Origin of the sequence: Pseudomonas sp. zfem004 (genome assembly GCF_032621715.1) — a bacterium.
Taxonomy (GTDB): Bacteria; Pseudomonadota; Gammaproteobacteria; order Pseudomonadales; family Pseudomonadaceae; genus Aquipseudomonas; species Aquipseudomonas sichuanensis.
In genome coordinates this window covers 92,864-117,793 of sequence record NZ_JAVYJF010000010.1, presented here as the reverse complement: position 1 = coordinate 117,793, position 24,930 = coordinate 92,864, and the positions used below count along the sequence as shown (strand labels likewise).

Here is a 24,930-nt window from a genome sequence, read left to right as displayed (position 1 = left end):
CGGGTAGACAGTTTGTATACAAGTCTGGCCGCAGGGCAGGAGGGGAGCGGCGCATCCATGCGCCTGTGAACGTCAGAAGCTGTACTTGGCGGTCAGCATGAAGTTGCGTGGGTCGCCAAAGGTGTCGCCACCGTAGTCCACCGAATCGGAAATCGACGAGTAGTAGTGCTTGTCGAACACGTTGTTGGCGTTGAGCTGCAGGTCCAGATGCGGGCTGACCTGGTAGCCGGCCATCAGGTCGGTGACCGCATAGGCGCCCTGGATCAAGCGGTAGCTGCTGCCATCGGTGAGGGCGATGTCGTTGTACATGCGGCTCTGCCAGGTGACGCCGCCTCCCACGCGCAGTTTTTCCAGCGGGCCCTGGAAGCGGTACGTGGTGTAGAGCTTGAACTGATGCTCGGGGGTGTCGGAGTTGAGCGGTTTGTTGATGTTCTGCGGGTTGTTCTGGTCTTTGATGGTGTGGACGCGGGCATAGGTGTAGCCGCCACCGATTTGCCACTGGTCGGTCAGCGCGCCCTGCAGTTCGAAGTCGATGCCCTGGCTGCGCACTTCGCCGGAGGCCTGGTAGCAGCTCAGTTGCGGGCAGTCCGGCAGTTTCACCTCGACCTGGCGGTTTTCCTGGTCGATGCGGAACACGGCCAGGCTGGCGTTCAGTGCGCCGTCGAAGTACTCGCCCTTGATGCCGACCTCGTAGTTCTTGCCGACGATCGGCGTTACCGGCTTGCCGGAACCGTCGCGTCCGTCCTGCGGGGTAAAGATGTCGGTGTAGCTGACGTAGACCGAGTGATGGTCATCCAGGTCGTAGATCAGGCCGCCGTAGCGGGTGACCTTGCGGGTGACCTTGTAGTCGCCGGCATCGTTGTCGCGCTGGTCGTAGTCGTACCAGTCCAGGCGCCCGCCGAGGATCAGCTTGAGCGGGTCGGCCAGGCTCAGGCGGGTGGTGCTGTAGACGCCTTCCTGGTTGATCAGGTAGCGGTTGTTACTGGTATGCACGAAGCCGGGCTTGCCGCCATTGAGGGGGTAGTCGGTGTTGTACGGGCTGTAGTTGTCCTCGTTCATGTCGTAGAGGCGCTTGCTGGCGCCGACCACCAGTTCGTGGGTGCGGCCCAGGGCCTGGAACGGGCCACTGGCGAAGGCATCCAGGCCCAGCTGGTTCTCGTCGTGCTTGGACTGGTAGACCGTGCGGCTCAGGGTCTTGGCGGCGTTCCAGCGCGACTGGTACGAGCCGCGGAACAGCGCGTCCTGCTCGCTGTAGTTGGCGTTGACCTGCAGCTTCCAGTCGTTGGCCAGGCGGTGGCGCACTTCGGCGAACAGGGTGTTGATCTCCTGGTCCTTGTTCTCCCAGTCGGTGCCCGGGTTGTACGAGCGCGACACGTCCAGGTGATGGCCGCCGAGGTCAGAGGGGATGGCGCCCCAGAAGAAGTTGGTCTTGTCCTTCTGGTTGGAGAAACCGAGGGTGAGTGTGGTGTCCTCGCTCAGGTCGGCTTCGGTGATGGCGTAGAACAGGCCGTGATCTTCTTCCTGGCCATCGCGAAAACCGTTGGCGTCGCGGTACGAGGTGACCACCCGGCCGCGCAGGGTGCCGCTGTCGTTGAGCGGGCTGGAGGCGTCGATTTCGCCGCGGTAGTTGTCCCAGCTGCCGGCGGCGCCGGTCAGGGTGACCTTCTGCTCGGCCAATGGGCGCTTGCGCACCAGGTTGATGGCTGCCGAGGGCGTGCCGGCGCCGGTGACCAGGCCGGTGGAGCCGCGCACCACTTCCACCCGGTCGAACATCGCAAGGTTGGGCTGGGCGCCGACCACCCAGCCGGTGTACGCGCTGGGGATGCCGTCGTACATGATGTTGTCGACGTCAAAGCCGCGGGCGGTGTAGCTCTGGCGGCCCGGGCCGCTGGACTGGTTGAGGAACAGGCCCGGCGTGTACTTGGCCACATCGTTGATGCTGGTCATGGCCTGGTCGTCCATGCGCTGGCGCGTGATCACGGTCACCGACTGGGGTGTTTCGCGCATGGTCAGTGGCAGCTTGGTAGCGGTGGACATGGCCCCGGTGGTGTACGACTGTGAACCTTCGGTGGTGCTGCCCAGGCGGCTGTCGTCGATGGCCGTGGCACCCAGCTCGACCACGGCCGGCGCATCGGCTTGCGGCGTTTCGGCGGCGACGGCGAGGGGCAGGGAAGCCATGCAGACAGCCATGGCCAGCAGGTTGCGCGTGGGCGTGAAGCGGCGGGGCAAGCGAAGCGAAGACATGCCGGGCTTTATCCTTATTGCTAGTGCTTATGAGAACGATTAGCAATAAGTCTGTCAGGATTTCTCGCTCGGTCATAGCCCGAACGGATATAAATTTGACGTAATTTTCACAATTAGCATTCGGACGAATGATTTGCGCAGGGTTGACGCACGCTGCTCAAGGCTTGGAGGAAGGTGACCTGACAGGCCGCGCGGGGCTGGCGGTGATCTGTTTGCCAGGCTGTTGCGCCACTTCCCGTGCCTGGCCGTCCCGCTGCTTGCCATGGCGCGCCTGGCCCACCAGTTGCGGAATCAGTGGCCCTTCCGGCAGATGGCGCCAGAACCGCCCGGGCAGGTGCTGGCGCAAGGCGTCCGGGTTGAGCCGGGCCGGGTTGAAGGTGTGGCGGTAATAGGTCAGCCACAGCTCGGCGTCGGGGTCTTCGGCAGTGCGCGCCCATTGCTGCCAGGCTTCGGGGCAGCGCCGCTGGTATTCAAGCGACGCACCGTCGTAACGTACGCCGTCGCGGGGCGTGGCGATCAGCCAGCGCTGGCGCCCCAGGCGCTCGGCAAAGTGGCCGCTGGCACTGTCGAGGATGTCGTGGGCCGGTTCGTGGTAGGCCACCAGGTCTAGTTGCAGGTGTTCGGCCAGCGCCGCAGGCAATGGCACGAAGCGCACGAAGGCATGCAGGTGGTGGGCTTCGCGGCCGACCTGTTTGATGCGCCGTTGCAGCTCGCTGCCCAGGCGGTCGCCGGGGAGCATGGCGGTGCGGTCGCCGTGGGCGACGCGCCAGAGCACTTCGTACAGCAGGTTCCAGCGCTGTTCACCGCGGTAGCGCCCGGCCTGTTCCAGTTGCGCCAGCAAGGTCGCCGGCACCCGGGCATGGAAGGGGCCTGGGCCTTCGGGCAGCGCCTGGGGGACGGCCAGCAGGTCGTCCATCGGGCCCTGGCCCCAGGTGACTTCGGCCGGGTCGATACCGTGGCCGAGCAGGCGCCTGGCCTGGTCGCGCCAGGTGGCGAAGCAGTCGTCGCAATCGAGCGCGATCACCCCCACAACCCCATCTGCACGGGGGCCTGGGGTTCGCGCAGGCGCTCGCGCAACAGCCCGCTGCGCAGTTCGGCCTGGGCCGGTCGGTAGTCGCTGGTGACGATGAACGGGCGGGCTTTTTCCAGTACGCAGCGCAGCTGGATCAGGTCGTCGTAGCGGATTCGCCGTTCGCGACGCAGGGCCACCATGCGTTGCACGCTGCGCAGGCCGATCCCGGGGATGCGCGCCAGCAGCGCCGGTTCTGCGCGGTTGACGTCGAGCGGGAACACCTCGCGGTTGGCCAGCGCCCAGGCCAGTTTCGGGTCGATGTCCAGTGCCAGGTTGGCACTTGCGCCAAGCAGCTCGCCGGCCTTGTAGCCATAACCGCGCAGCAGGAAGTCGGCCTGGTACAGGCGGTGCTCGCGCAGCAGCGGCGGGGCGGCCAGGGGCACGCTGGCGGGGCTGTCGGGGATCGGGCTGAAGGCCGAGTAGTACACGCGCTTGAGGCCGTAGCCCTGGTACAGCGACTCGGCGTTGCGCAGCAGGGTGCTGTCGTCGGTGGCATCGGCGCCGACGATCACCTGGGTGCTTTGCCCGGCGGGGGTGAAGCGCGGCGCTCGGGGCTCGTTGGCCACCGCTTGCTGGCCCTGGTGGATCACGCCCATGGCCTGGCGGATGGTGCTGGCCTGCTTCTCGGGGGCCAGGCGCTGCAGGCTGGCATCGGTGGGCAGCTCGATATTGACGCTGAGCCGGTCGGCCAGGCGCCCGGCTTCTTCGATCAGCAGCGGGTCGGCATCCGGGATGGTCTTGAGGTGGATGTAGCCACGGAAGTTGTGCTCCTCGCGCAGCAGGCGCGCAACCCGGATCAACTGCTCCATGGTGTAGTCGGCCGAGCGGATGATCCCGGAGCTCAGGAACAACCCGCTGATGCAGTTGCGCCGATAGAAATCCAGGGTCAGGCGCACCACTTCTTCAGGGCTGAAGCGTGCCCGCGGCACGTTGCTGGAGCGGCGGTTGACGCAGTATTGGCAGTCGTACAGGCAGAAGTTGGTCAGCAGCACCTTGAGCAGTGACACGCAGCGCCCGTCGGGGGTGTAGCTGTGGCAGATGCCTGTTCCGTCGGTGGCGCCCAGCCCGTCACGGCCACGCGAACCGCGCTTGGGCGCGCCGCTGCTGGCGCAGGAAGCGTCATATTTGGCGGCGTCGGCGAGGATGCCGAGTTTGGCGATCAGTTGCATGCACATATCTCATGAATGCTGTTTATGCATACAGTATTGATGAGATATCGAGAAGACAAGTGTCGTGTATACGCCGCAGGGTTTTTCAGTGCAGTTCGCGCTGTACAACGCGCAGGAATGCCGTCGCCATTTCATCGATGCTCAGCGCCGACGATGAGAAGGCAACCTTGTCTGCCAGGCTGTGGCTGTAACGGGAAACTTCCAGGTGCTGCACCTCGTGCCAGATGGGCAAGACCACTTTCTCGCCGGACATGGAACGGTTGACCAGCGCGTCTAGCTCGTACTGGGTCCATTGTTTGGCAAAGAACGAAGGAGACAGCACCACGATGCCAAACCGCGAATGACCCAGGCCATGGTCGATGGACCGGCGCAGGCTGTCGCCAATCTCCAGCGTGAACTCGTCGTACCATACCCGCAGGCCCAGAGCCTGCAAGGCGTTGACCAGGGGACGGACGAAGGCTTCCTTGTCTTCGCTGGCGTGGGAGATGAAAAGATCGTAGGTGTCGGTTCGTGGCATTTGCTCGATTACCTGTGTCTGGTAGGAGACAGCGTGGTTGTACACCGCCTGGAGCTTGGCCCATTCGACTTCGGCCAGGCGTTCGTCGGTGCTGTAGAAGACTTCGTGCATGGAAATCTCCAGGTCGCTGAGGAAGAACACGAAGCGGTTCTCGCGTTTGACGGCGTTCTGCTCGACCCATTTCCATTCAAAGTGCGAAATGATGCTGACCGGGCGTTGCAGGCACTGGGCTGCGCCGAGCTTGCCGATGCGGATCGTGGCCTCAGGCAGGTTGAAGGCCAGATACGTTCTGCCTTTACCGTTGAAAATGTACTCGAACCCTTGCTGGCGCAGGACGAGCAACCCTTGCTTGCGTCGCCGATGATCGATCACCGCGGCCACCATCAGGAACGCCAACAGCACCACGAATAGCGGGATCCCTAAAATGTCCATCAATGCATGTCCTTGTCCATTGCCTGTGCCGTGGTCCGTAAAGCCATCCAGCATCGTGCAAGCATCGCGTACTTTGCAACCGAACTTGCCTCAATGTCGCGGCTTTCCCTACCCGAGCAGCCCGGTCAGCTAAGCTTGCAGCCGAATGCTCTGGTCATGGGCCATGTCGGGCGCATGGGCAGGCGGGCACGGGCAGGAATCGGAGCGGGACGCGCTGCGACTCGCGGGAGCGACCATGAAAATCACCAAGAGAAGCAGATGGGGGCTGGCCGTCCTCATCGTTGTACTGGGCCTGGCTAGCGCCCAGGCGGCGGACACGAAGAAGGTCGATGTGATGTTGGTGGGCGGCGGCATCATGAGTTCCACCCTCGCCGTGTGGCTCAATGAGCTGGAGCCGGGCTGGTCGATGGAAATGGTCGAGCGCCTGGACAAGGTTGCCGAAGAAAGCTCCAACGGCTGGAACAACGCCGGCACTGGGCACTCGGCCCTGGCCGAGCTCAACTACACGCCGGAGAAGGACGGCAAGATCGACATCAGCAAGGCGGTGGAGATCAACGAATCGTTCCAGATCACCCGGCAGTTCCTCGCCTGGCAGGTGAAGCAGGGGGTGCTGAAGAACCCTCGCTCGTTCATCAACACCACCCCGCACATGAGCTTCGTCTGGGGCGATGACAACATCCGGTTCCTGCGCAAACGCTACGAGGCGCTGCAGGCCAGCCCGCTGTTCAAGCCCATGCAGTATTCCGAAGACCACGCGCAGATCGCCAAGTGGGTGCCGCTGATGATGGAAGGGCGCGACCCCAACCAGAAGCTCGCGGTGACCTGGACGCCGATCGGCACCGACGTCAACTTTGGCGAGATCACCCGCCAGTACGTGGGCTACCTGCAGACCCGGCCAAACTTCGACCTCAAGCTGTCCACCGAGGTCGAGAACATCACCCGCAACGCCGATGGCAGCTGGCACGTCGAGTACAAGAGCCTCAAGGATGGCAGCACGGCCGCCACCGACGCCAAGTTCCTGTTCATCGGTGCCGGCGGCGCCGCGCTGCCGTTGCTGCAGAAATCCGGCATCGACGAGGCCAAGGACTATGCCGGCTTCCCGGTGGGCGGTTCGTTCCTGGTCACCGACAACCCGGCCATCGCCCAACGTCACATGGCCAAGGCCTACGGCATCGCCGCCACCGGTGCGCCACCGATGTCGGTGCCGCACCTGGATACCCGGGTGCTCGATGGCAAGCGGATGATCCTGTTCGGGCCGTTCGCCACCTTCTCCACCAAGTTCCTCAAGCAGGGCTCGCTGCTGGACCTGCTGGGCAGCACCACGGTTCACAACACCTGGCCCATGGTGCGGGTTGGGCTGCGCGAGTTCGACCTGGTGCAGTACCTGATCGGTCAGGTGCTGCAGTCCGACGACGACCGTTTTGCTGCGCTGCAGACCTATTTCCCCGAGGCAAAGCCGGCGGACTGGCGCCTGTGGCAGGCCGGGCAGCGGGTGCAGATCATCAAGAAGGACGAGAGCCAGGGCGGTGTGCTCAAGCTGGGTACCGAGATCGTCACCGCCAAGGACGGCAGCATCGCCGGGCTGCTGGGCGCCTCGCCGGGGGCCTCGACCGCGCCACCAATCATGCTCGACCTGCTGGGCAAGGTGTTCAAGGACAAGCTGGCCACGCCTGAATGGCAGGCCAAGGTGCGGCAGATCATTCCGTCCTATGGCATCCGCCTGAACGAGCACCCGGACAAGGTGCAGGAGGAGTGGGACTACACAAGTGCAGTGCTGCAGCTGGCGCCGGCCAGTGAGGTTGCAGCGCCCACACAATGACCTTGCACGCCCGCTGTAGGAGCGGCCTTGTGTCGCGATAGGGCCGCTCCTACAAGAGGCGTGTGAGCCAGGTGGGAGCCGGCTTGCCGGCGATGAGGCCGTGGCAGGTCAGCAGCAGGTCGGGCCGATGAAACCGGACAGCCCGCTCAGGGCTTGGCCGGCCTGGTCAGGGCATCGACCAGCAGCACCACCGCGCCGGCCATGATGGCGATATCCGCCAGGTTGAACACGCCGGTGTGCAGCGACCCGATGTTGAGCACCAGGTAGTCGACCACATGCCCCTCGCGAAACACCCGGTCGATCAGGTTGGACAGCCCGCCCACGGCGATGAACCAGGTGGCGAAGGCCTTGACCGGCATCGCCTGCCAGTGCCTGAACGCCCAGACGCTGGCCCAGCAGCACACCACGCCCACGGCGACCACGAAGATCAGTTGCTTGAGCAGCGCCGGCATGCCGGCACCCAGGCTGAGGAAGGCGCCGGGGTTGAGGCTCAGGGCCAGGTCGAGCCAGATGCTCTGGTTGCCCAGCACATAACTGTGGTTGTCGAGGGCTACCAGGGCGATCAGCTTCACCCACTGGTCGATGATGATGAAGGCAACGCCCAGGACAAGGACGAGGGTACGGCTGGAGAACATGGTGGCAATTCCTTTGCTGCGCGGGTGCGGCCGTCCGGTAGTGGCGGGTGTGCCGGCAGCGCGGCGAAGATAACGCAGGCGGGTCTAGACTTAAAGCCCGGGCCCGGTTCTGCTGCGGGCCTATCATCGATCCGACCACCGCCCCGGACTGGACGTCGCCGACGGTGGCCTTCCTGCAGAGGAGGTCAGGTCATGGACGAGGCAAGGCTTCACGAATTCATGGGCAAGCTGGTGGGCGACATGGGCGCCGCGGCGACCCTGGCCAACGTGGTGCTGGGCGACGAGCTCGGCCTGTACCGGGCGATGGCCGACAGCCAGCCGGTCAGCCCCGAGGTGCTGGCTGAGCGCACCGGCTGCCAGCCACGGCTGGTGCGCGAATGGCTCAATGGCCAGGCCGCGGCGGGTTACGTGGTGCACGATCACGGTAATTTCACCCTTCCCGAAGAGCAGGCCATGACCCTGGCGCTGGAAGACTCGCCGGCCTACATGGCCGGCGGCGCGGCGGTGCTGGCGGCGCTGTTCCACGACAAGGACAAGTTGGTGAAGGCCATGCGCGGCGATGGCGCGCTGGCCTGGGGTGACCACCACCCGTGCATGTTCAGTGGCACCGAACGCTTCTTCCGCCCGGGCTATCGCACCTTCCTGGTGGCCGATTGGCTGCCGGCGCTGGAGGGCGTGGTCGGCAAGCTTCAGGCCGGCGCGCAGGTGGCGGATGTGGGGTGCGGTCATGGTGCCTCCACCATCGTCATGGCCCAGGCGTTTCCACAGTCGCATTTTGTCGGCTATGACTACCACGCGCCGTCGGTGGCCACCGCGACCGAACGGGCACGGGAAGCCGGTGTGGGCGGGCAGGTGAGCTTCCAGCAGGCGTCGGCCAAGGACTACCCCGGCCACGATCTGGACCTGGTGTGCTTCTTCGATTGCCTGCATGACATGGGCGACCCGGTTGGCGCTGCGCGGCATGCGTACAAGACACTGAAGGCCGATGGCACGGTGATGCTGGTCGAGCCGTTCGCCGAGGACAGCCTGGACGCCAACATCAACCCGGTGGGGCGGTTGTTCTATGCCGCGTCGACGTTCATCTGCACGCCCAATTCACTGTCGCAGGAAGTCGGGCTGGGGCTGGGGGCGCAGGCGGGGGAGGCACGCTTGCGGGCGGTGTTCGAGGAGGCGGGGTTCAGCAGGTTCCGGCGGGCGACGCAGACGCCGTTCAACCTGATTCTGGAGGCACGCAAGTAACACGTGAATCTGCAGCGGCCAAATCGCGGGGCAAGCCCGCTCCCACGAGGCTGTGACTGTATAGAAACAGAAGGGGCGCCATCTGGCGCCCCTTCCTGTTGCTGCTTAGGCTTGCGCGTCCCACGGACGGTCGCCGTTTTCATCCTTGACGCGGGTCGGCAGGCCCATCACGTCCAGCGCCTTGAGGAACGGCTCGGCCGGCAGTTCCTCGACGTTGACCATGCGGCCGGCGTCCCACTCACCGCGGGCGACCAGCAGGGCGGCAGCCACCGGCGGCACGCCGGCGGTGTACGAGATGCCCTGGCTGTCGGTCTCGGCGTAGGCTTCTTCGTGATCCGCCACGTTGTAGATGAACACTTCGCGCGGCTGGCCGTCCTTGGTGCCCTTGACCAGGTCACCGATGCAGGTCTTGCCGGTGTAGCCCGGGGCCAGCGAGGCCGGGTCGGGCAGTACGGCCTTGACCACCTTGAGCGGTACCACTTCCAGGCCTTCGGCGGTTTTCACCGGTTGCTCGCTGAGCAGGCCGAGGTTCTTCAGCACGGTGAACACATTGATGTAGTGCTCGCCGAAGCTCATCCAGAAGCGCACGTTCGGCACGTTCAGGTTCTTCGAGATCGAGTGCACTTCGTCGTGGCCGGTGAGGTACAGGTTCTGCGAACCCACTACCGGCAAGTCGTCGGTGCGCTTGACTTCGAACATGGTGTTGCTGGTCCACTGGCTGTTCTGCCAGCTCCACACTTGCCCGGTGAACTCGCGGAAGTTGATTTCCGGGTCGAAGTTGGTGGCGAAGTACTTGCCGTGGGAACCGGCATTCACGTCCAGGATGTCGATCGAGTCGATCTGGTCGAAGTACTGTTGCTGCGCGAGTTTCGCGTAGCTGTTCACCACACCCGGGTCGAAGCCGACGCCGAGAATGGCGGTAATGTTCTTTTGTTGGCACTCTTCGAGGTGTTTCCACTCGTAGTTGCCGTACCACGGCGGGGTCTCGCAGATCTTGCCCGGCTCTTCGTGGATCGCGGTGTCCAGGTAGGCGACACCGGTATCGATGCAGGCACGCAGCACCGACATGTTGAGGAAAGCGGAACCGACGTTGATCACGATCTGCGATTCGGTCTCGCGGATCAGTGCCTTGGTCGCCTCGACATCGAGGGCATTGAGCGAGAAGGCCTGGATGTCGGCGGGTACCTTGAGGCTACCCTTGGCCTTGACGCTGTCGATGATGGCCTGGCATTTGGAGATGTTCCGTGACGCAATCGCAATACGACCCAGTTCGTCGTTATGCTGTGCGCACTTGTGGGCCACCACCTTGGCGACACCTCCTGCACCAATGATAAGAACGTTCTTCTTCAATTCAGCTGCTCTCCTTCATGAAAGCCTGTCTTACGACAGGCTCGAAACGTAGTCTTCGAAACCGAACTCGCGCACCACCTCGACGCTGCCGTCGAGTTGCTTGACCGCGATGGACGGCATCTTCAAACCGTTGAACCAGTTTTTCTTGACCATGGTGTAGCCCGCCGTGTCGACGAACGACAGGCGATCGCCAATGGCCAGTGGCTTGTCGAATTGGTACTCGCCGAAGATGTCGCCGGCCAGGCACGACTTGCCGCAGACCATGTAGGTGTGCGCGCCATCGTTGGGGGCCATCTTGGCGTTGAGGCGGTAGATCAGCAGGTCGAGCAGGTGCGCTTCGATCGAGCTGTCGACTACGGCCAGGTGCTTGCCGTTGTATAGGGTGTCGAGCACGGTCACTTCCAGCGAGGCGCTGTTGGTGATGGCCGCTTCGCCCGGCTCCAGGTACACCTGCACGCCGTAGGTTTGCGAGAACTGCTTCAGGCGCGCGCAGAAGGCGTCCACCGCGTAATCTTCGCCGGTGAAGTGGATGCCGCCACCGAGGCTGACCCATTCGACCTTGTGCAGCAGGTGGCCAAAGCGCTCTTCGATGTGCGTGAGCATCTTGTCGAACAGGCCGAAGTCACCGTTCTCGCAGTTGTTGTGGAACATGAAGCCGGAGATCTTCTCGATCACCTTCTCGATCTTCTCCGGGTCCCACTCACCGAGGCGGCTGAATGGGCGCGCCGGGTCGGCCAGCAGGTAGTCGGAGCTGCTCACCTGCGGGTTGACGCGCAGGCCGCGCACCTTGCCTTCGGATTGCTCGGCGAAGCGCTCGAGCTGGCCGATGGAGTTGAAGATGATCTTGTCGCAGTTCTCGAGCATCTCTTCGACTTCATCGTCGGCCCAGGCCACGCTGTAGGCGTGGGTTTCGCCGGCGAACTTCTGGCGGCCGAGCTTGAGCTCGAACAGCGAGGACGAAGTCGTACCGTCCATGTACTGCTGCATCAGGTCGAACACCGACCAGGTGGCGAAGCACTTGAGGGCAAGCAGGGCCTTGGCACCGGAGTGTTCGCGCACGTAGGCGATCTTCTCCATGTTGCTCAGCAGCTTGGTTTTATCGATGAGGTAGTACGGCGTCTTGATCATTTAAAGGCCCCCGGCCAGGCCGGCCAAAAAAAGGACACGCATTGTGCCTTCACTTGCCACAGTTCGAAAGGGCGCAAGGTGCTTTTCGTCCGAGTCGCCGCTCATTGCATATACAAAGCGCCATCATGCAGTTGCCCGGCGCCCGCTATCAGGGGGCGCCTGGCGCGCAATGGCCTTATTGAAACAGACGAATATGACCATCCTGATCAAAGGCCGGCAGCGAGGGCGCGGGCAATGAAAGTAGGCGTTATTTCCGATACCCATGGCTTGCTGCGCCCCGAAGCGCTGGCGGCACTCGAGGGCTGCGCGCTGATCGTGCACGCGGGCGACATCGGCAAGCCGCAGGTGCTTGAGGCGCTTGCAGCGCTTGCACCGCTGCGGGTGGTGCGTGGCAACAACGACGTCGCGCTGCCCTGGGCCCAGGGGCTGCCGGATGTGGAGCGATTCGAGGTGCAAGGCTGGCAGGTGCTGCTGGTGCACGACCTGGCTGATGTGCCGGCGTACCTGGATCAGGGCGTGCAGTGGGTGATCACCGGGCATTCGCACAAACCGCTGGTCGAGCGCCGTGACGGGCGCTTGTACCTCAACCCAGGCAGTGCCGGGCCCCGGCGCTTCAGCTTGCCGGTAACCCTTGCGCTGATCGAGGTCGGTACGGATGGGTTGATGCCTGAGATAATCCCTCTGCTCACGCCGGCTCCGGTCAAGGCAGGTCAGGCCAGCAGGTCCTCGTGAAACGCGCCGTAGGGCAGCTCGGGGTGGGCGATCTGGATTTCCAGGATCCACAAGCCTTCGCCCGGCTGCCCGTCGAAAGCGCCCAGGTCACCGGCCCGGTAGATGGCATGGGGGAAGTCGCTGACGCGGTGGCCCTTGATTTCCAGGTTCAGCTGCCAGCCCATTTCCTGCGCGCGCTCGGCGGCAAAATCGTACAGCTCGATGCCCGTCACCCCCTGGTTGCGCCAGTGCGCCTGAACCTCGTCGAACAGGGTCTTCACCGCTGCGGCGCAGGCGATCATCTGTGGGTCGTTGCCGGTGACGAAGGTGGTGCCGGCATCACCCTCATGGCCTTCCCAGACCACGCCCATGTCGATGAAATAGATGTCGTCCGTGCCCAGCACCGGGTCACCGTCGGAGCGTTGCTTGAAGGTCTTCAGGGTGTTGGCGCCGAAGCGGATATGGGTGGGGTGCCAGATCCGCTGCATGCCCAGCGCTTCCAGCACTTGCTGGCCCAGCGCGCGGGCCTCGGATTCACGCATGCCGGGGCGGATGTCCTGGGCGATGCGCTCGACGGCCTGCCAGGTCATGCGCTGGGCATGTTTCATCAGGTCCAGCTGATAGGGGGCACCCACAGCTTCCTTTGCAGTGTTGGTGGCAGTCATGCCGGTACTCCTCATCAGGGTGCATTTCGTTATGATTTTTTTATACAGCGATTAGTTGCGCAACCTCAACCTCCGGGCGCAAGCCGCGCAGGAACAGGTCGGCCAGCGCCTGGGTCGAGGCCCGCGTCGGCTTGAGCCGCGCTGAGCTGCCGGGCGCCTCGCCGAAACGGAAACTGGCCAGGGGCGTGGACCAGAGGAACAGTAGCAGATGCTCCGGCGCGGTCCGGGCAATCAGGCCGCGCTCCATCCACTGCGCAAGGCAGGCCAGGTTCTGTCGGGCGCTGTGGCGCAGCGCCTCGCTACGTTCGCCGGGCAAGCGCTGCCCGCCGTGGAGCATTTCCTTGAGCCAGACCCGCGTGGCATGGGGGTGCTGGCGGGCCACCTCGGCCTTGGCCTTGAAGTAGCGGGGCAGGGCGTGCTCGGGATGATCCTCTGGCGCAAGGCTGCGCGAAGCGAGCAGCAAGGGCTCCATCACCAAGTCCAGCACGGCGGTGTAGAGCTGCTGCTTCTTGCGAAAGTAGTAGAAGACATTGGCCCTGGGCAGGCCGGCGCGGGTGGCGATGGCATCGACCCGGGCGGCGGCGAAGCCGTGTTGGGCGAACTCTTCACTGGCGGCTTCGAGGATCAGTTGCAGGTTGCGGTCACGGATACTGGACATGGCTGAGGCAGGACTTCTAAATCGCTATGTTCAAAAGTATATAGCGATAGTCGGTTAGCCTGCCAACAGCTTGTACCCGCGAACAGGGCCTACGCCACCTGGCCCAGCCAGGCGCGGATCTGCTCCAGTGTGGCGGTCGCGCCACCGCAGACGATGACCAGCACATTGCCATAGGCCTGGAACACCTCAGGTCGCTGCAGCAACGCCAGCGCCGCACCGCATGCCGGTTCGACCAGCACCCGGTGATCGTGCAGCAGCCTTTCGCAGGCTTGCAGCGCTTCGCGGTCGCTGACCAGATGGCTATGCACGCTGTGGGTACGGCTGCAGGCCAGCGCCTGCTCGGCCACCCGCTTGGCCCCCAGCGAGGTGGCCACCGATTGGATACCGGGCAGCTCCACGGTATGCCCGGCAGCCATGGCCGCGTGCAGCGACGCCGCGCCCTCGGTCTCCACCGCCAGCACCGGCACGTCGTGCCAGCCATTGCGTTGCAGGCCCTCGACCACACCGCTGAGCAACCCGCCGCCGCCGACCGAGAGCACCACGGCATCGGGCTTGAAGCCTGTCGCCGCCACTTCGTCGATCATGCTGGCATGGCCGGTCCACAGCAGTGGGTCGTCGAACGGGTGGATGAAGGCATCGTCCGGCCCCAGCAGGGTCTGGGCATGGGCGTTGGCCTCCTGCCACGAGCTGCCGTGCACCACGACCTTGGCGTCCTCGAGGAGCAACAGCTCCTTGGCCCGTTCGGTGGTGGTTTCGGGTACCACCACAGTCACCGGCACCCCCAGCTTGCGCCCGGCATAGGCCACCGCCAGCCCGGCGTTGCCGCCCGACGACGAGACGAAATGCTGCGCGCCACGGGCCTGGTGTATTTCACAGGCATGGCCGACCCCGCGCAGCTTGAACGAGCCGCAGGGTTGCAGGGCCTCGAGCTTGAGCCACACCGGGCGGCCGGCACGTTGCGACAGGGGGCGGGATTCGATCAGCGGGGTTTGGATGTGCAGTGGCATGGGAACTCCGGGTTTCAGTCGCGGGCAGCCGGCGCGTGCTCGCCGCGCAGCTGCTCCAGGTAGTTGTAGATGGTGTAGCGGGTCACGCCGAGGGCCTCGGCGGCCTTCTCCACACCGCCCTTGACGATGAACAACCCGCGCTCCTGCATCACCCGCACCGCCTCGACCTTGGCCTGTTTGTTCATCCGGCCCTGGCCGCTGCGTTGCAGCGAGTCATGGATGATCTCGGCCATCAGCACGGCCATGTCGGCGGGCTCGCTGCTCACGGCCGGGGCGGGCGTGGCAGCCAGTGGCTGGAAGTGCTGAAGGAAGGCCATGGCGGAATCGAGGCCGGTGACATCGGTGTTCACGCACAGGCTGGCAAACGGATGCCCGCCGCTGTCGCGGAAGATTGCCGTGGCGCTGCGCAGGTGGCGGCCTTTGAGTGTGGTGGGGTAGTCGGACAGTACCACAGGCGTGCAGCCTGGCTGGCCATTGGCGGTCTGCATCAAAGCCTTGAAGCCCTGGTCCTGTTCGGGGGCGGCGAGGATCGGGCTGCCGACCTGGCGCCCGGAAAGCTGGCCGTTGACGATGGCCACCACCGAGTGTTCGGGGTGGTCGAGGTCGTGCAGGAGGATTTCGACGTTGCGCGGGACAACACTGCCCAGGGCCTGGAGGGCGGCCTTGAGTACGGTGAGGGTGAGCTGGCGCTCTTGGGGAGGCGTCATGGTGGCATCGCATTAATCAACAGTTAGTTGATTTTTGCATGCCTTGTTGAAATATTCCAGCGGGTAGAAAGCATCGCGGGGCAAGCCCGCTCCCACGTCAGACCACATTGCATGGGGGTGACGTGGGAGCGGGCTTGCCCCGCGATGATCCTTCGATCAGCCCAGCTTTGGCGTACGCGGCGGGATCATGCGGCGCGAGCCGGTCGCCTCGAAGGCAGCGGCAAATTTCAACAGATTGTTGTCACTGTAGGCCTTGCCGGCGAAGGTCAGCCCCACTGGCATGCCGATATCGGCCATCACGCCCATGGGCACGGTCACGGTCGGCACACCCAGGTGACGGATCGCCAGGTTGCCGTTGGCCACCCAGATACCGTTGCTCCAGGCGATGTCCGCCGAGGCAGGGTTCACATCGGCATCGGCCGGGCCGACATCGGCCACGGTGGGGAACAGCACCGCGTCCAGGCCCTGGGCGTCCATCCAGTCTTCCAGGTCCTGCTTGCGGGTCTGTTCCAGGCCGCGCAGGCCGTCCGGCACGGTGGCGATCTGGTCCCAGGTCTTCAGGCCGCGCTTGGCCATGTTGACGTACTCGTCCATGCCAGCGGCCAGGTCATCCTCGCGGTTGGGCAGGGTGCCCGGGTCGTGGGGGAAGATCTGCGGGCCGTCGACGTCGGCCAGGCGGTTGAGCTTGGGATCGTCGTTTGCCCGCAGGAAATCGTCGAAGGCCCAGCCGGACAGCTCCCACAGCTCGTCATGGAGGAATTCCTTGCTGACGATGCCGCGGTTGTACACGGTCGGTGCGCCGGGGCGATCGCCCTCGCAATTGGACACCAGCGGGAAGTCGGTTTCGACCACTTCGGCACCGGCCGCTTCCAGGGCCTGGCGTGCCTGCTGCCACAGCTCGATCACGCTGGCGCGGGTGTTGATACGTTGGCCGGTTGGGCCGCCGATGCCCGGCTTCTCGGACGTGCCGGCTTCGGCGTCGGCGTTGATGTACATGCGCGGCACGGCGAAGCGCTTGCCCTTGAGCGAAGCCGCATCGGCAGCCAGTGCCAGGTAGGAGGCCGGGCGCACGCTGGAGGCGGCGGGGATCGGCACCCACGGCTGCAGGCGCCACAGGTCGCCGCGCTTGTCGGCGTCGTCGGCCACTACCACGTCGAGGATTTCCAGCAGGTCGGCCATGGTGCGGGCGTAAGGCACGACCACATCCATGGTCGGGGTCAGCGGCCAGTTGCCGCGCACCGAGATCACCCCGCGCGACGGGGTGTAGGCGCACAGGCCATTGTTCGAGGCAGGGCCACGGCCGCTGGACCAGGTTTCTTCGGCCAGGCCGAAGGCGCTGTAGCTGGCGGCGGTGGCGGTGCCAGCGCCGTTGGACGAGCCGGAGGCGAACGGCGCGGTCAGGTAGGCGGCGTTGTACGGGCTTTCGGCGCGGCCATACACACCGCGCTGCATGCCGCCGTTGGCCATTGGTGGCATGTTGGTCTTGCCCAGGCAGATGGCGCCGCCGGCGCGCAGGCGCTCGACGGTGAAGGCATCGCGCTGGGCGACCAGGTCCTTGAACGCAGGGCTGCCGGAGGCGGCGGTCAGGCCTTTGACCAGGTAGCTGTCCTTGGCGGTGTAGGGGATGCCGTCCAGCGGCCCGAGGACTTCGCCACGGGCCCGGCGGGCGTCGGAGGCCTCGGCCTCTTTCAGCGCTTCAGGGTTGCGCACCACCACGGCGTTGAGTGCGGTGGCGGTGTCCTTGCCGTCATAGGCGTCGATGCGCGCCAGGTAGGCCTTGACCAGCTCGACCGCAGTCGTGCGGCCAGACTCGAGCGCGTCGCGCAGCTCGGCAATGGAAACCTCGGTTACCTCGATCATGCTGTCACCACAGTTGTGCAGGTGGAAAAATCATGGCGGCGAGTGTAGCAAGAAGGCTTTGCCGGAGCAGGCATGCAGTGGGGAAATGCTTCGTTGCGTCACAGCATTGTGTTGGGCGTGGGCATTGCGCTGGCGCCATTCGCCGGCAAGGCTGGCGAAAGGTTCACCTCAGGTCCTTGGTCGATTACAGCAGCTTGCGCTGTACCGCTTCGTCCAGGGTGCTGCGCGCCAGTTCACGGACCACGTCGCGGGTGTCGGCCTGGAACGGCAGGCCGACGATCAGCACCAGTTGCATCCAGGTGCGCACCGACTCGCTCTTGCTGATACGCCCGACTTCCTTGCCTTCCTTGTCCTTGAACACGGTCTGCAGGGTGAAGGTGTTCTTCGCTGTGGACGGAATGATGAAGAAGGTGAAGCCAGTGATGAACGCCGAGGCCATGACGAACTGCTCATGGTTGGTCAGGGTCGCTTCGGCGTACAGGTCCGATTCGACTTTGCGCGTGCTGACCTGGGTGAAGCGGCCGGATTCCTGGTAGGTCTCGCTGATGGCCTTTTCCCACATTTGCGCCTGGGCACCCGCGGCGGCAGCGGCCGGGTTGTCGTTGACCTGGTACAGCGCGGTGGTGCGCAGGTAGGCGCTGGGCTTGGCCGCTTCGCTGCTGGCTGCAGGTGGCCAGGTGCCGACCGGGGCCAGATCGCCGGTGGAATAGGAAACGCAGCCGCCGAGCAGCAATGCGCCGAGCAGCAATCCTTGTTTAAGCATGTTCATGTATCGCTTCCTGATTTAACGTTTGGCCAATTGCACGGTGGCGGTGTCCAGCAGCTCGCCGACCAGCAGCGACAACTGCTTGCCGCCCATGATGGTCGGTGCCCAGTAGTCGCCGCCGTACAGGCCGACGTTGTGCTTGAAGGTGATCTGGTCCTTGGTACGGGCCAGCTCGACGCCGTCGCGGTCGACGATCACCAGGTCGCCGGCCAGGTCGAAACTGTCGACATAGATCGGGCCGTTGACCCAGATCCACAGGGTCAGGGTCAGCAGTGCACCGGGGAAATAGCCTGGGTGCGGCGCGCGACGGCCCTTGAGCGAAGTCATGTCGAACTTCAGCACCACGTCCTGTTCGCCCAGGCGGGTGGGGTACTCGCTGACCGACTTGAAATAGCCGGCCTTGTCCACGTAGCGGTCGAGGTCTTTGGTCAGCGAGCGGCTGATGGCCTCGCGGGTAGCCTGGTCGAGGCCGGGGGCGGACACCGTGACATCGGCGACCTGCGCGGTGCGCGGGCTGGTGACGGCGGCGGGATGGACTGGGGCGTTGATGGGGCCGGTGACCTGAAAGGACACGCAGCCGCTCATCGACAGCATGGCCACGAGGGCGGTGCTTTTAAGAAGTTGCTTCAAGCCGGTGTGTCCTTGTTCGAGGGAGGCAGATCAAGGATTACGGCTGGGGGGAGTGGAACTTTAGGGCAAAGTGCCACTATTTCGTAAGGGCCACCCAGCATGGCTGAGCGACCCTTCGTGATCAGCCCAGATCGGCTGCCGAGTGGCGCTCGGGCACCTGGCTGGCTTCATCGCCCCAGGTCCGGTTCACCCGGGTACCGCGCTGTACTGCCGGGCGTTGCGCGATGGCCTCGGCCCAGCGTTGCACGTTGGGGTATTCGTGTACCGCAAGAAACTCCGCGGCGCCATACAGGTTGCCGCGTACCAGCTGGCCATACCACGGCCATACGGCGATGTCGGCGATGCTGTATTCATCGCCACCCAGGTAGCTGCTTTCGGCCAGGCGGCGGTCGAGCACGTCGAGTTGGCGCTTGGCTTCCATGGTGAAGCGGTTGATGGCGTATTCGAACTTTTCCGGTGCATACACATAGAAGTGGCCGAAACCACCGCCCAGGTAGGGTGCCGAGCCCATCTGCCAGAACAGCCAGTTCAGGCTTTCGGTGCGGCTGGCCGGGTCCTTGGGCAGCAGGGCGCCGAATTTTTCTGCCAGGTACAGCAGGATCGAGCCGGACTCGAACACCCGCACCGGCGGTTCGACGCTGTGGTCGAGCAGGGCGGGGATCTTCGAGTTCGGGTTGACCCCGACGAAGCCACTGCCGAACTGGTCGCCTTCGCCGATGCGGATCAGCCAGGCGTCGTATTCGGCCCCGGCATGCCCCAGGGCCAGCAGTTCTTCGAGCAGGATGGTCACCTTGACGCCATTGGGGGTGGCCAGGGAGTAGAGCTGCAGCGGGTGCTTGCCCACGGGCAGTTCTTTATCGTGGGTCGGCCCGGCGACCGGGCGGTTGATGCTGGCGAACTGGCCGCCGGAAGGTGCTTCGTGGGTCCAGACCTGAGGCGGGACGTAGGGGGGCTTGCTCATGCGCGGAAACTCCTGGAAGGCGTGATGGAGCATCTATGCCATGGGTTCGGCGCGAGGGGCAAATGCATTGGATGCATAGCTGATATCAAAGCTGAGAGTTTGACGTTGGAGGGCTTATCGCGGGGCAAGCCCGCTCCCACGCGACCCCATGCAATGAGGTCCGGCGTGGGAGCGGGCTTGCCCCGCGATGCGGGTGTATCAGGCCACCGGGATCAGCGGATCAGCCGCCGCCAGCGCCGCTGCGCGATCATTGGCAGCCGGTGGGTAGATCCAGATCGAGTTGATCTGGTGCTTGAGCACCTTGGCCTCGGCCTTGTCGGTCGGCGGCGACACCGTGCGCTCCCAGCCTTCGGTGTACACCGCGCCCCAGGCGCCGAGGTCCAGGCAGGTGACGTACTTGGGTTGGCTGTAGGTCATCGGCGCCACGCCGATCAGTTCGGCGGCGGCGTTGTTGCCGGCGTAGCGGCCCAGCGGGATGGCGTGCTGGCAGGACATCACCGCATGGTTGCCGACCTCGTCGCACGCGGCGTAGGCCACGTCGCCTGCGGCGTACACCGCGTCATTGCCAATGACCTTGAGGTTGCCGTCGACGTGCAGGCGGCCCTGGCGGTCGCGTTCACCGCTGATCTGTTCGGTGAGCGGGTTGGCCTTGAACCCGACGGTCCAGATCACCGTGCTGGCGTCGATGCGCTGGCCGTTGTCGAGCACCACGCCATTGGCATCCACCGAGGCCACCGTGGCGCCGCAGATCCATTCGATGCCCAGGTGCTCGCTGGCCTGCTCGATGGCCGGGCGGATACCGTCACCCAATGCGGCGCCGATTTTCGCACCGCGGTCGACCACGATCACCCGTGGTGTCACCCGATCACCCAGGATCTTGTGCAGGCGCGACGGCAGTTCGGTGGCGGTCTCGATACCGGTGAAGCCGCCGCCGGCCACCACCACGGTATTGCGTGCCGGGCTGTCGGGCCGGCCGGCGAGGGATTTGAGGTGTTCTTCAAGGCGCGATGCCGAGTCGATCTTGTCGACATCGAAGGCATGCTCGATACCGGCCATGTCGGGTCGGTTGAGCAGGCTGCCACACGCCATGATCAGGCGGTCGTAGCTCAGTTTCGACTCGATGCCGCCGGGCGCGCGGTAGGCCACTTCACGGTTCTTTTCGTCGATGCGGCTGGCGCTGCCTTTGACGAAGCGCACATTGACCGTATCGAACAGCTCCTGCAGCGGCGCGGCCATGGTGTGCACCTCGGGTTCGTAGAAGCGCGGGCGCACATGCAGTTCGGCCTGGGGGGCGAGCACGGTGATGGCGACGTCGTCGCGCCCGTGCAGGTCAAGTCGGCGCGCGGCGCCCAGGGCGCTCCACAGCCCGGCGAAGCCTGCGCCAATGATCAGGATCTGTTTCATGAGGGTGCTCCTGGATGTTCCGAATACCGCGGATAGTTGGAATTGTCGGTTCGGGCACTGCAGTGGGAAAAGGGTACGCCTTGTGCCGCCGGGTGGGGCGTGGTCCGACCTGTGGCCCATCGCGGGGCAAGCCCGCTCCCRSAGCGGGCTTGCCCCGCGATGGGGGTGTTTGTCGCAGCAAGGATGCTAAGCGTGGCCGGCGTTGCGCCCTAGGCCAAAGAACCCTGGATTTCGGCCAGCGGCACACTGCGGGCGAAGCGCGAGCGGTAGTCGCGCGGGGTGACCGCCAGGTGACGCTGGAACGCCAGGCGCATGCGTTCCTCGTTGCCAAAGCCGCACTGACGGGCAATCTGCTCGATGTGCTGGGTGGAGTTCTCCAGCAGGCGGCGAGCGGCTTCCAGGCGGAACAGTTCGATGGCCTTGGCCGGGGTGCGACCGGTCTTCTGCTTGTACACCCGGGTGAAGTTGCGCAGGCTCATGCGCGCCTGCTCGGCCAGGCGTTCGACACTCAGGCGCGGGTCGCCCAGGTGGTCGTTGAGCCACAGGTGCAGGGCGTCGAAGGCGGCGCTGTCCTCGCCCTGGGCCTTGAGCAACTCGCTGAATTGCGCCTGCCCGCCGGGGCGCTTGAGGAATACCACCAGCTCGCGCGCCACCTGCATGGCCACCTCGCGGCCGCAATCGGCTTCGACCAGGGCCAGGGCCAGGTCGATGCCGGCGCTCACCCCGGCGCTGGTCCACACCTGGTCCTGTTGCACGAAGATCGATTCGGCATCCACCTCGATGGCCGGGAAGCGCTGGTGCAGGGCGTCGCACATGGCCCAGTGGGTCGCCGCCCGGCGGCCGTCGAGCAGGCCGGCGGCGGCCAGCAGGAAGGTGCCGCTGCACACCGAGGCGGTGCGCCGGGCGCGGGCGGCGACCAGGCGCAGCCAGCCGACCAGTTCGCCGTGTTCGGGGAGGGTGCGGACGATTTCCGGGGCGCCCGGCACCACCAGTGTGTCTACGGGTTCCTGCAACCAGGGCTGCAAAGGCTCGGTACCGACCGCCAGCCCTTCGGCGGTGGGCACCAGGCCACCGGTGAGGCTGGCGGTGACCACCCGGTAGCCGGGCAAGCCGCGTTCGGCGCGGGCCTTGGTGGCGGCCCAGAACACCGTCTGGGCGCCCGTCAGGTCGAGCAGGCCCATTTGTGGATAGGCGAGGAACAGCAGGGTGCGCGGCTGGTCGAGCGCATGCACGGGCGGGTCGGGGATTTGCGGGATGTCGGTCATGGCGTGCTGCCTGGGCGAAAGGCTTGCCCTAGTCGACCAGTTCGCGCGGTGATGTACAAGCACCGGCGGCCTCATCGCGGGGCAAGCCCGCTCCCACGGGATTGCGTCCGTGGGAGCGGGCTTGCCCCGCGATGAGGCCCTTGGCTCAGAAGCGGTAATCGACCGTGGCGAAGTACGAACGCGGCGCGCCCAGCAGCCACTGCTCGCCGCTGTAGGCCGACATCGCGTATTCACGGTCGAACAGGTTGTTCACCTGCAGCCCCAGGCGCACGTCCGGCAATACCTGCCAGCCGATGTTGCCATCGACCACTGTGTAGCCCGGCACGTGCTGGTCATTGGCGGTGGTGGCGTAGCGCTGGTCGACGTAGCGCAGGCCGATGCCGGCATCGACTGCCTGGCCGAAGCCTTTGCTCAGCCACAGGTTGGCAGTGCGCCGTGGCACATCGGTGGGGCGGTTGCCCGAGCGGTCGTAGGCGATGCCGCCGCTCACTTCGTCGAATTCGTCGTACTTCGCCCGGACCAGCGCCGCATTGGCCGACAACTGCCACTGGTTGCCCAGCGCCAGTTCCAGACTGGCCTCCAGGCCATCGGAGGTCTGCTGGCCGGCCTGCTGCTTGGTGTGGGTGACCGGGTCACTGACCAGCAGCTTGTTCTTGACGATGTGATAGGCCGCCAGGGTCCATTCGCCACGGCCTTCCCAGAAGCGCTGCTTGAGGCCCAGCTCGGTCTGCCTGGCTTCGGTCAGGTCCAGGCGCTGCTCGGGACGCAGGGTGATCAGGTCGCCGACGCCGTCTTCGCTGGTGGAGTACTGGCCGTACAACGACAGGTCGTCGGTGACGGCGAACACCAGCCCGGCGCGCCAGTTGCCGCCCTGCAGGCTGCGGTCGCCGCGGGTATCGCCCTGCAGGTTGCTGCGGTCGATGTGGTTCTGGTCGCGACGGATGCCGGTGACCAGGGCCAGGCGCTCGGTAAGCTGGGTACGGTTTTCGGCGAACAGGGCGAAGGTGCTGGTTTTCGACAGCGACTGCGGCTGGGTCGGGCTGGCGCTGTGGAAGGCACCGGGCGCGGGCTGCCAAGGGTCGAGCGGGTCTGTGCTGCCGTCGTCGTAGGGCCAGTTGCTGTCGATGTTGAAGCGGATGCGGTTGTACTCGGCACCGACCACGGTCTTGCTGGCCAGGCCGAACAGAGAGTGGTCGAAGGTGAACGTCTGGCGGTCGCCGATCTGCTCCTGATTGTGCTTGATCTCGAGGAAGCTGCCGCGCTGGACCATCCCGTTGTCGGCGTCCCAGGCGTATTGCTCGGCGTTGCGCCAGTGGCGGCGGCTTTTGATGTAGTAGAGCTGGTTGCTGGCCGAGACGCTGTCGTTGATGGCCCAGTCGGTGGTGAAGCGTGTCCACTCATCGTGATAGCGCTGCACGTCGTTGCTGACGTTGTAGTTCTTCTTGGCCAGGCTGCTGCGCAGATGGCCGTCGATCAGCGGTGTGCCGTAGTAGTTGGCCGGTTGCGCATCGCCGCGTTCGTGGGCGAGGGTGAAGCTGAGGTCGTCGTTGGCATCGAAGCGCAGCGCGGCGCTCAGGGCCAGGCTGCGCGAGTCGGTGCGGTCGATGTAGCCGTTGCCGGCCTGCTGGTTGAGGGTGACGCGGTAGCTCAGGCGCTCGCTCAGGCTGCCGCCGCTGTCCAGGCCCAGTTGCTGACGGTCCCAGGAGCCGTAGCCCAGGCGCAGGTGGTTGCTGATCTCGCCGGCGAAGGGCTTTTTCGGGATCACGTTGACCACCGCGCCCGTGGCGCCTTCGCCGTACAGCACCGAGGCCGGGCCGCGGATGACGTCGATGCGCTCGACCATCCATGGGTCGACCGGGAAGGTCTGGGTGCCGGCGCCGGTGTAAAGGCGTGCGCCGTCGAACAGGGTCATCACCGAGTTCTGCCCGCTGAAGCCGCGCGCCGACAGGCCGGTGCCGCCGTCGCCGGGGGTGCCGATGAAGGTGATGCCCGGCGAGCGGGTCACGGCGTCCTGCACGCTGAGGTTGTTGCGCTGCTGGATCTGCGCTTCGCCCAGGGTGCTGGTGCTGGCGGGGGTGTCCAGGGCGCTGAGGTTCAGGCGTGAGCCGGCCTGGGTCGGGGTGGCCAGGTCGAGGGTTTGCGCATCGCGGCTGTCGGTGATGGCCGTGGAGGGCAGGGTGAGGGTGCTCTGCTGTTCGGCCTGGGCCGGCAGGGCGACGGCCAGGCAGGCCGCCAGGGAGTAACGCTTGCTGATACGGGACATGTCGTTCCACTGCTGCAGGAAGGAATGGATCCCGGTGGAAAACACGCAAAAGGCGAACCGCGCACGCAGGCGCGCGCACGGATACCGGCCTGCGCCCGCCCACCGCGGGTTGCCAAGTGGAGCCTCAGGCCGGTCTCCGGGCTTGCGAGGGTCGTGAAGCCTTCACCTTCCCATGCTGGCGCACAGTGGTGTGTCGAAGGGTTCGCTCGCTTACCGTTGCGGGGGCAGCGCCGGACTTGTCGCATGGGGCGACGCACCGGCTTCCCGTTTCACCCTGCGCACGGCGGCGTAGGGCACCTGAAACTGGCGCGCATATGACCATTGCGCGGGGAGTCAGTCAAGTTTTGGAACAAATGGAAATATGAGGTAGGTCAAGGGGTTGGGTGCTTAGCGTGCGGGCCTCATCGCCGGCTTGCCGGCGATGGGGG

Annotated in this window: 21 protein-coding genes and 1 riboswitch; of the genes, 3 read left to right on the top strand and 18 right to left on the bottom strand. The window is 65.1% G+C overall.

What is annotated here, in order from left to right; translation table 11 throughout:
• Positions 1-72: 72 nt before the first annotated feature.
• The 4 genes from RTH46_RS13225 to RTH46_RS13210 all read right to left on the bottom strand — a co-directional run bounded on the left by RTH46_RS13225 (position 73) and on the right by RTH46_RS13210 (position 5,434).
• Entirely contained in the window at positions 73-2,244 is a 2,172-nt protein-coding gene (locus tag RTH46_RS13225; protein ID WP_316905875.1) for a TonB-dependent siderophore receptor, read from the bottom strand.
• A 157-nt stretch (positions 2,245-2,401) separates the two neighbouring features.
• Complete coding sequence (locus RTH46_RS13220; RefSeq protein WP_316905874.1) at positions 2,402-3,274, bottom strand: TIGR03915 family putative DNA repair protein; 873 nt, start codon at positions 3,272-3,274, stop codon at positions 2,402-2,404.
• The gene (locus RTH46_RS13215; protein ID WP_316905873.1) at positions 3,265-4,485 is read right to left on the bottom strand and encodes a putative DNA modification/repair radical SAM protein; all 1,221 of its coding nucleotides are present in this window, start codon (positions 4,483-4,485) and stop codon (positions 3,265-3,267) included. Before RTH46_RS13215 ends, RTH46_RS13220 begins: the two co-directional genes overlap by 10 nt.
• 85 nt (positions 4,486-4,570) lie before the next feature.
• A complete protein-coding gene (locus RTH46_RS13210) occupies positions 4,571-5,434 on the bottom strand; it encodes a toll/interleukin-1 receptor domain-containing protein (protein ID WP_316905872.1) in 864 nt (287 codons plus the stop codon).
• A 235-nt stretch (positions 5,435-5,669) separates the two neighbouring features.
• Here RTH46_RS13210 and mqo point away from each other — a divergent pair, with 235 nt between their 5' ends.
• Entirely contained in the window at positions 5,670-7,253 is a 1,584-nt protein-coding gene (mqo, locus tag RTH46_RS13205; RefSeq protein ID WP_316905871.1) for a malate dehydrogenase (quinone), read from the top strand.
• A 146-nt stretch (positions 7,254-7,399) separates the two neighbouring features.
• On the opposite strand, the gene RTH46_RS13200 is transcribed toward mqo, so the two are convergent.
• Positions 7,400-7,888 (bottom strand): signal peptidase II, encoded by a 489-nt coding sequence (locus RTH46_RS13200; protein WP_316905870.1) that lies wholly within the window; start codon positions 7,886-7,888, stop codon positions 7,400-7,402.
• A gap of 192 nt (positions 7,889-8,080) precedes the next feature.
• On the opposite strand from RTH46_RS13200, the gene RTH46_RS13195 reads away from it, so the two are divergent.
• Positions 8,081-9,127, top strand: a complete 1,047-nt coding sequence (locus RTH46_RS13195; RefSeq protein WP_316905869.1) for a class I SAM-dependent methyltransferase — start codon at positions 8,081-8,083, stop codon at positions 9,125-9,127.
• Between the two features lie 105 nt (positions 9,128-9,232).
• Here the strand turns inward: RTH46_RS13195 and RTH46_RS13190 are convergent, their stop codons facing one another.
• Positions 9,233-10,477, bottom strand: coding sequence for a saccharopine dehydrogenase family protein (locus RTH46_RS13190; protein WP_153787365.1), 1,245 nt, complete (start codon positions 10,475-10,477; stop codon positions 9,233-9,235).
• 30 nt (positions 10,478-10,507) lie between these two features.
• On the bottom strand, positions 10,508-11,605 hold the full coding sequence (locus tag RTH46_RS13185; RefSeq protein ID WP_102683737.1) for a carboxynorspermidine decarboxylase: 1,098 nt from the start codon (positions 11,603-11,605) through the stop codon (positions 10,508-10,510).
• 234 nt (positions 11,606-11,839) lie between these two features.
• Between RTH46_RS13185 and RTH46_RS13180 the strand changes: the two genes are divergently transcribed.
• On the top strand, positions 11,840-12,337 hold the full coding sequence (locus tag RTH46_RS13180; protein WP_316905868.1) for a metallophosphoesterase family protein: 498 nt from the start codon (positions 11,840-11,842) through the stop codon (positions 12,335-12,337).
• Here the strand turns inward: RTH46_RS13180 and RTH46_RS13175 are convergent.
• The 11 genes from RTH46_RS13175 to RTH46_RS13125 form a co-directional block, all read right to left on the bottom strand.
• A complete protein-coding gene (locus RTH46_RS13175) occupies positions 12,316-12,981 on the bottom strand; it encodes a M24 family metallopeptidase (protein ID WP_153787367.1) in 666 nt (221 codons plus the stop codon). The genes RTH46_RS13180 and RTH46_RS13175 overlap by 22 nt on opposite strands.
• Before the next feature lie 40 nt (positions 12,982-13,021).
• Positions 13,022-13,639 (bottom strand): TetR/AcrR family transcriptional regulator, encoded by a 618-nt coding sequence (locus tag RTH46_RS13170; protein ID WP_153787368.1) that lies wholly within the window; start codon positions 13,637-13,639, stop codon positions 13,022-13,024.
• A gap of 89 nt (positions 13,640-13,728) precedes the next feature.
• Positions 13,729-14,646, bottom strand: coding sequence for a pyridoxal-phosphate dependent enzyme (locus RTH46_RS13165; RefSeq protein ID WP_316905867.1), 918 nt, complete (start codon positions 14,644-14,646; stop codon positions 13,729-13,731).
• Between the two features lie 14 nt (positions 14,647-14,660).
• Positions 14,661-15,353: a transcriptional regulator gene (locus RTH46_RS13160; RefSeq protein WP_316905866.1), complete on the bottom strand. Its 693-nt coding sequence runs from the start codon at positions 15,351-15,353 to the stop codon at positions 14,661-14,663.
• Between the two features lie 156 nt (positions 15,354-15,509).
• Positions 15,510-17,213 (bottom strand): amidase, encoded by a 1,704-nt coding sequence (locus tag RTH46_RS13155; protein WP_153787371.1) that lies wholly within the window; start codon positions 17,211-17,213, stop codon positions 15,510-15,512.
• Positions 17,214-17,397: 184 nt separating this feature from the next.
• Positions 17,398-17,982, bottom strand: a complete 585-nt coding sequence (locus RTH46_RS13150) for a hypothetical protein (protein WP_153787372.1) — start codon at positions 17,980-17,982, stop codon at positions 17,398-17,400.
• Positions 17,983-17,997: 15 nt separating this feature from the next.
• Entirely contained in the window at positions 17,998-18,573 is a 576-nt protein-coding gene (locus RTH46_RS13145; protein WP_153787392.1) for a hypothetical protein, read from the bottom strand.
• 157 nt (positions 18,574-18,730) lie between these two features.
• The gene (yghU, locus tag RTH46_RS13140) at positions 18,731-19,570 is read right to left on the bottom strand and encodes a glutathione-dependent disulfide-bond oxidoreductase (protein ID WP_316905865.1); all 840 of its coding nucleotides are present in this window, start codon (positions 19,568-19,570) and stop codon (positions 18,731-18,733) included.
• A 198-nt stretch (positions 19,571-19,768) separates the two neighbouring features.
• On the bottom strand, positions 19,769-20,974 hold the full coding sequence (locus RTH46_RS13135; RefSeq protein ID WP_316905864.1) for an NAD(P)/FAD-dependent oxidoreductase: 1,206 nt from the start codon (positions 20,972-20,974) through the stop codon (positions 19,769-19,771).
• A gap of 209 nt (positions 20,975-21,183) precedes the next feature.
• Complete coding sequence (locus tag RTH46_RS13130; protein ID WP_316905863.1) at positions 21,184-22,239, bottom strand: GlxA family transcriptional regulator; 1,056 nt, start codon at positions 22,237-22,239, stop codon at positions 21,184-21,186.
• 145 nt (positions 22,240-22,384) lie between these two features.
• Positions 22,385-24,502, bottom strand: a complete 2,118-nt coding sequence (locus tag RTH46_RS13125) for a TonB-dependent receptor (protein ID WP_316905862.1) — start codon at positions 24,500-24,502, stop codon at positions 22,385-22,387.
• Between the two features lie 109 nt (positions 24,503-24,611).
• Positions 24,612-24,818: riboswitch (cobalamin riboswitch) on the bottom strand.
• Positions 24,819-24,930 lie beyond the last annotated feature (112 nt).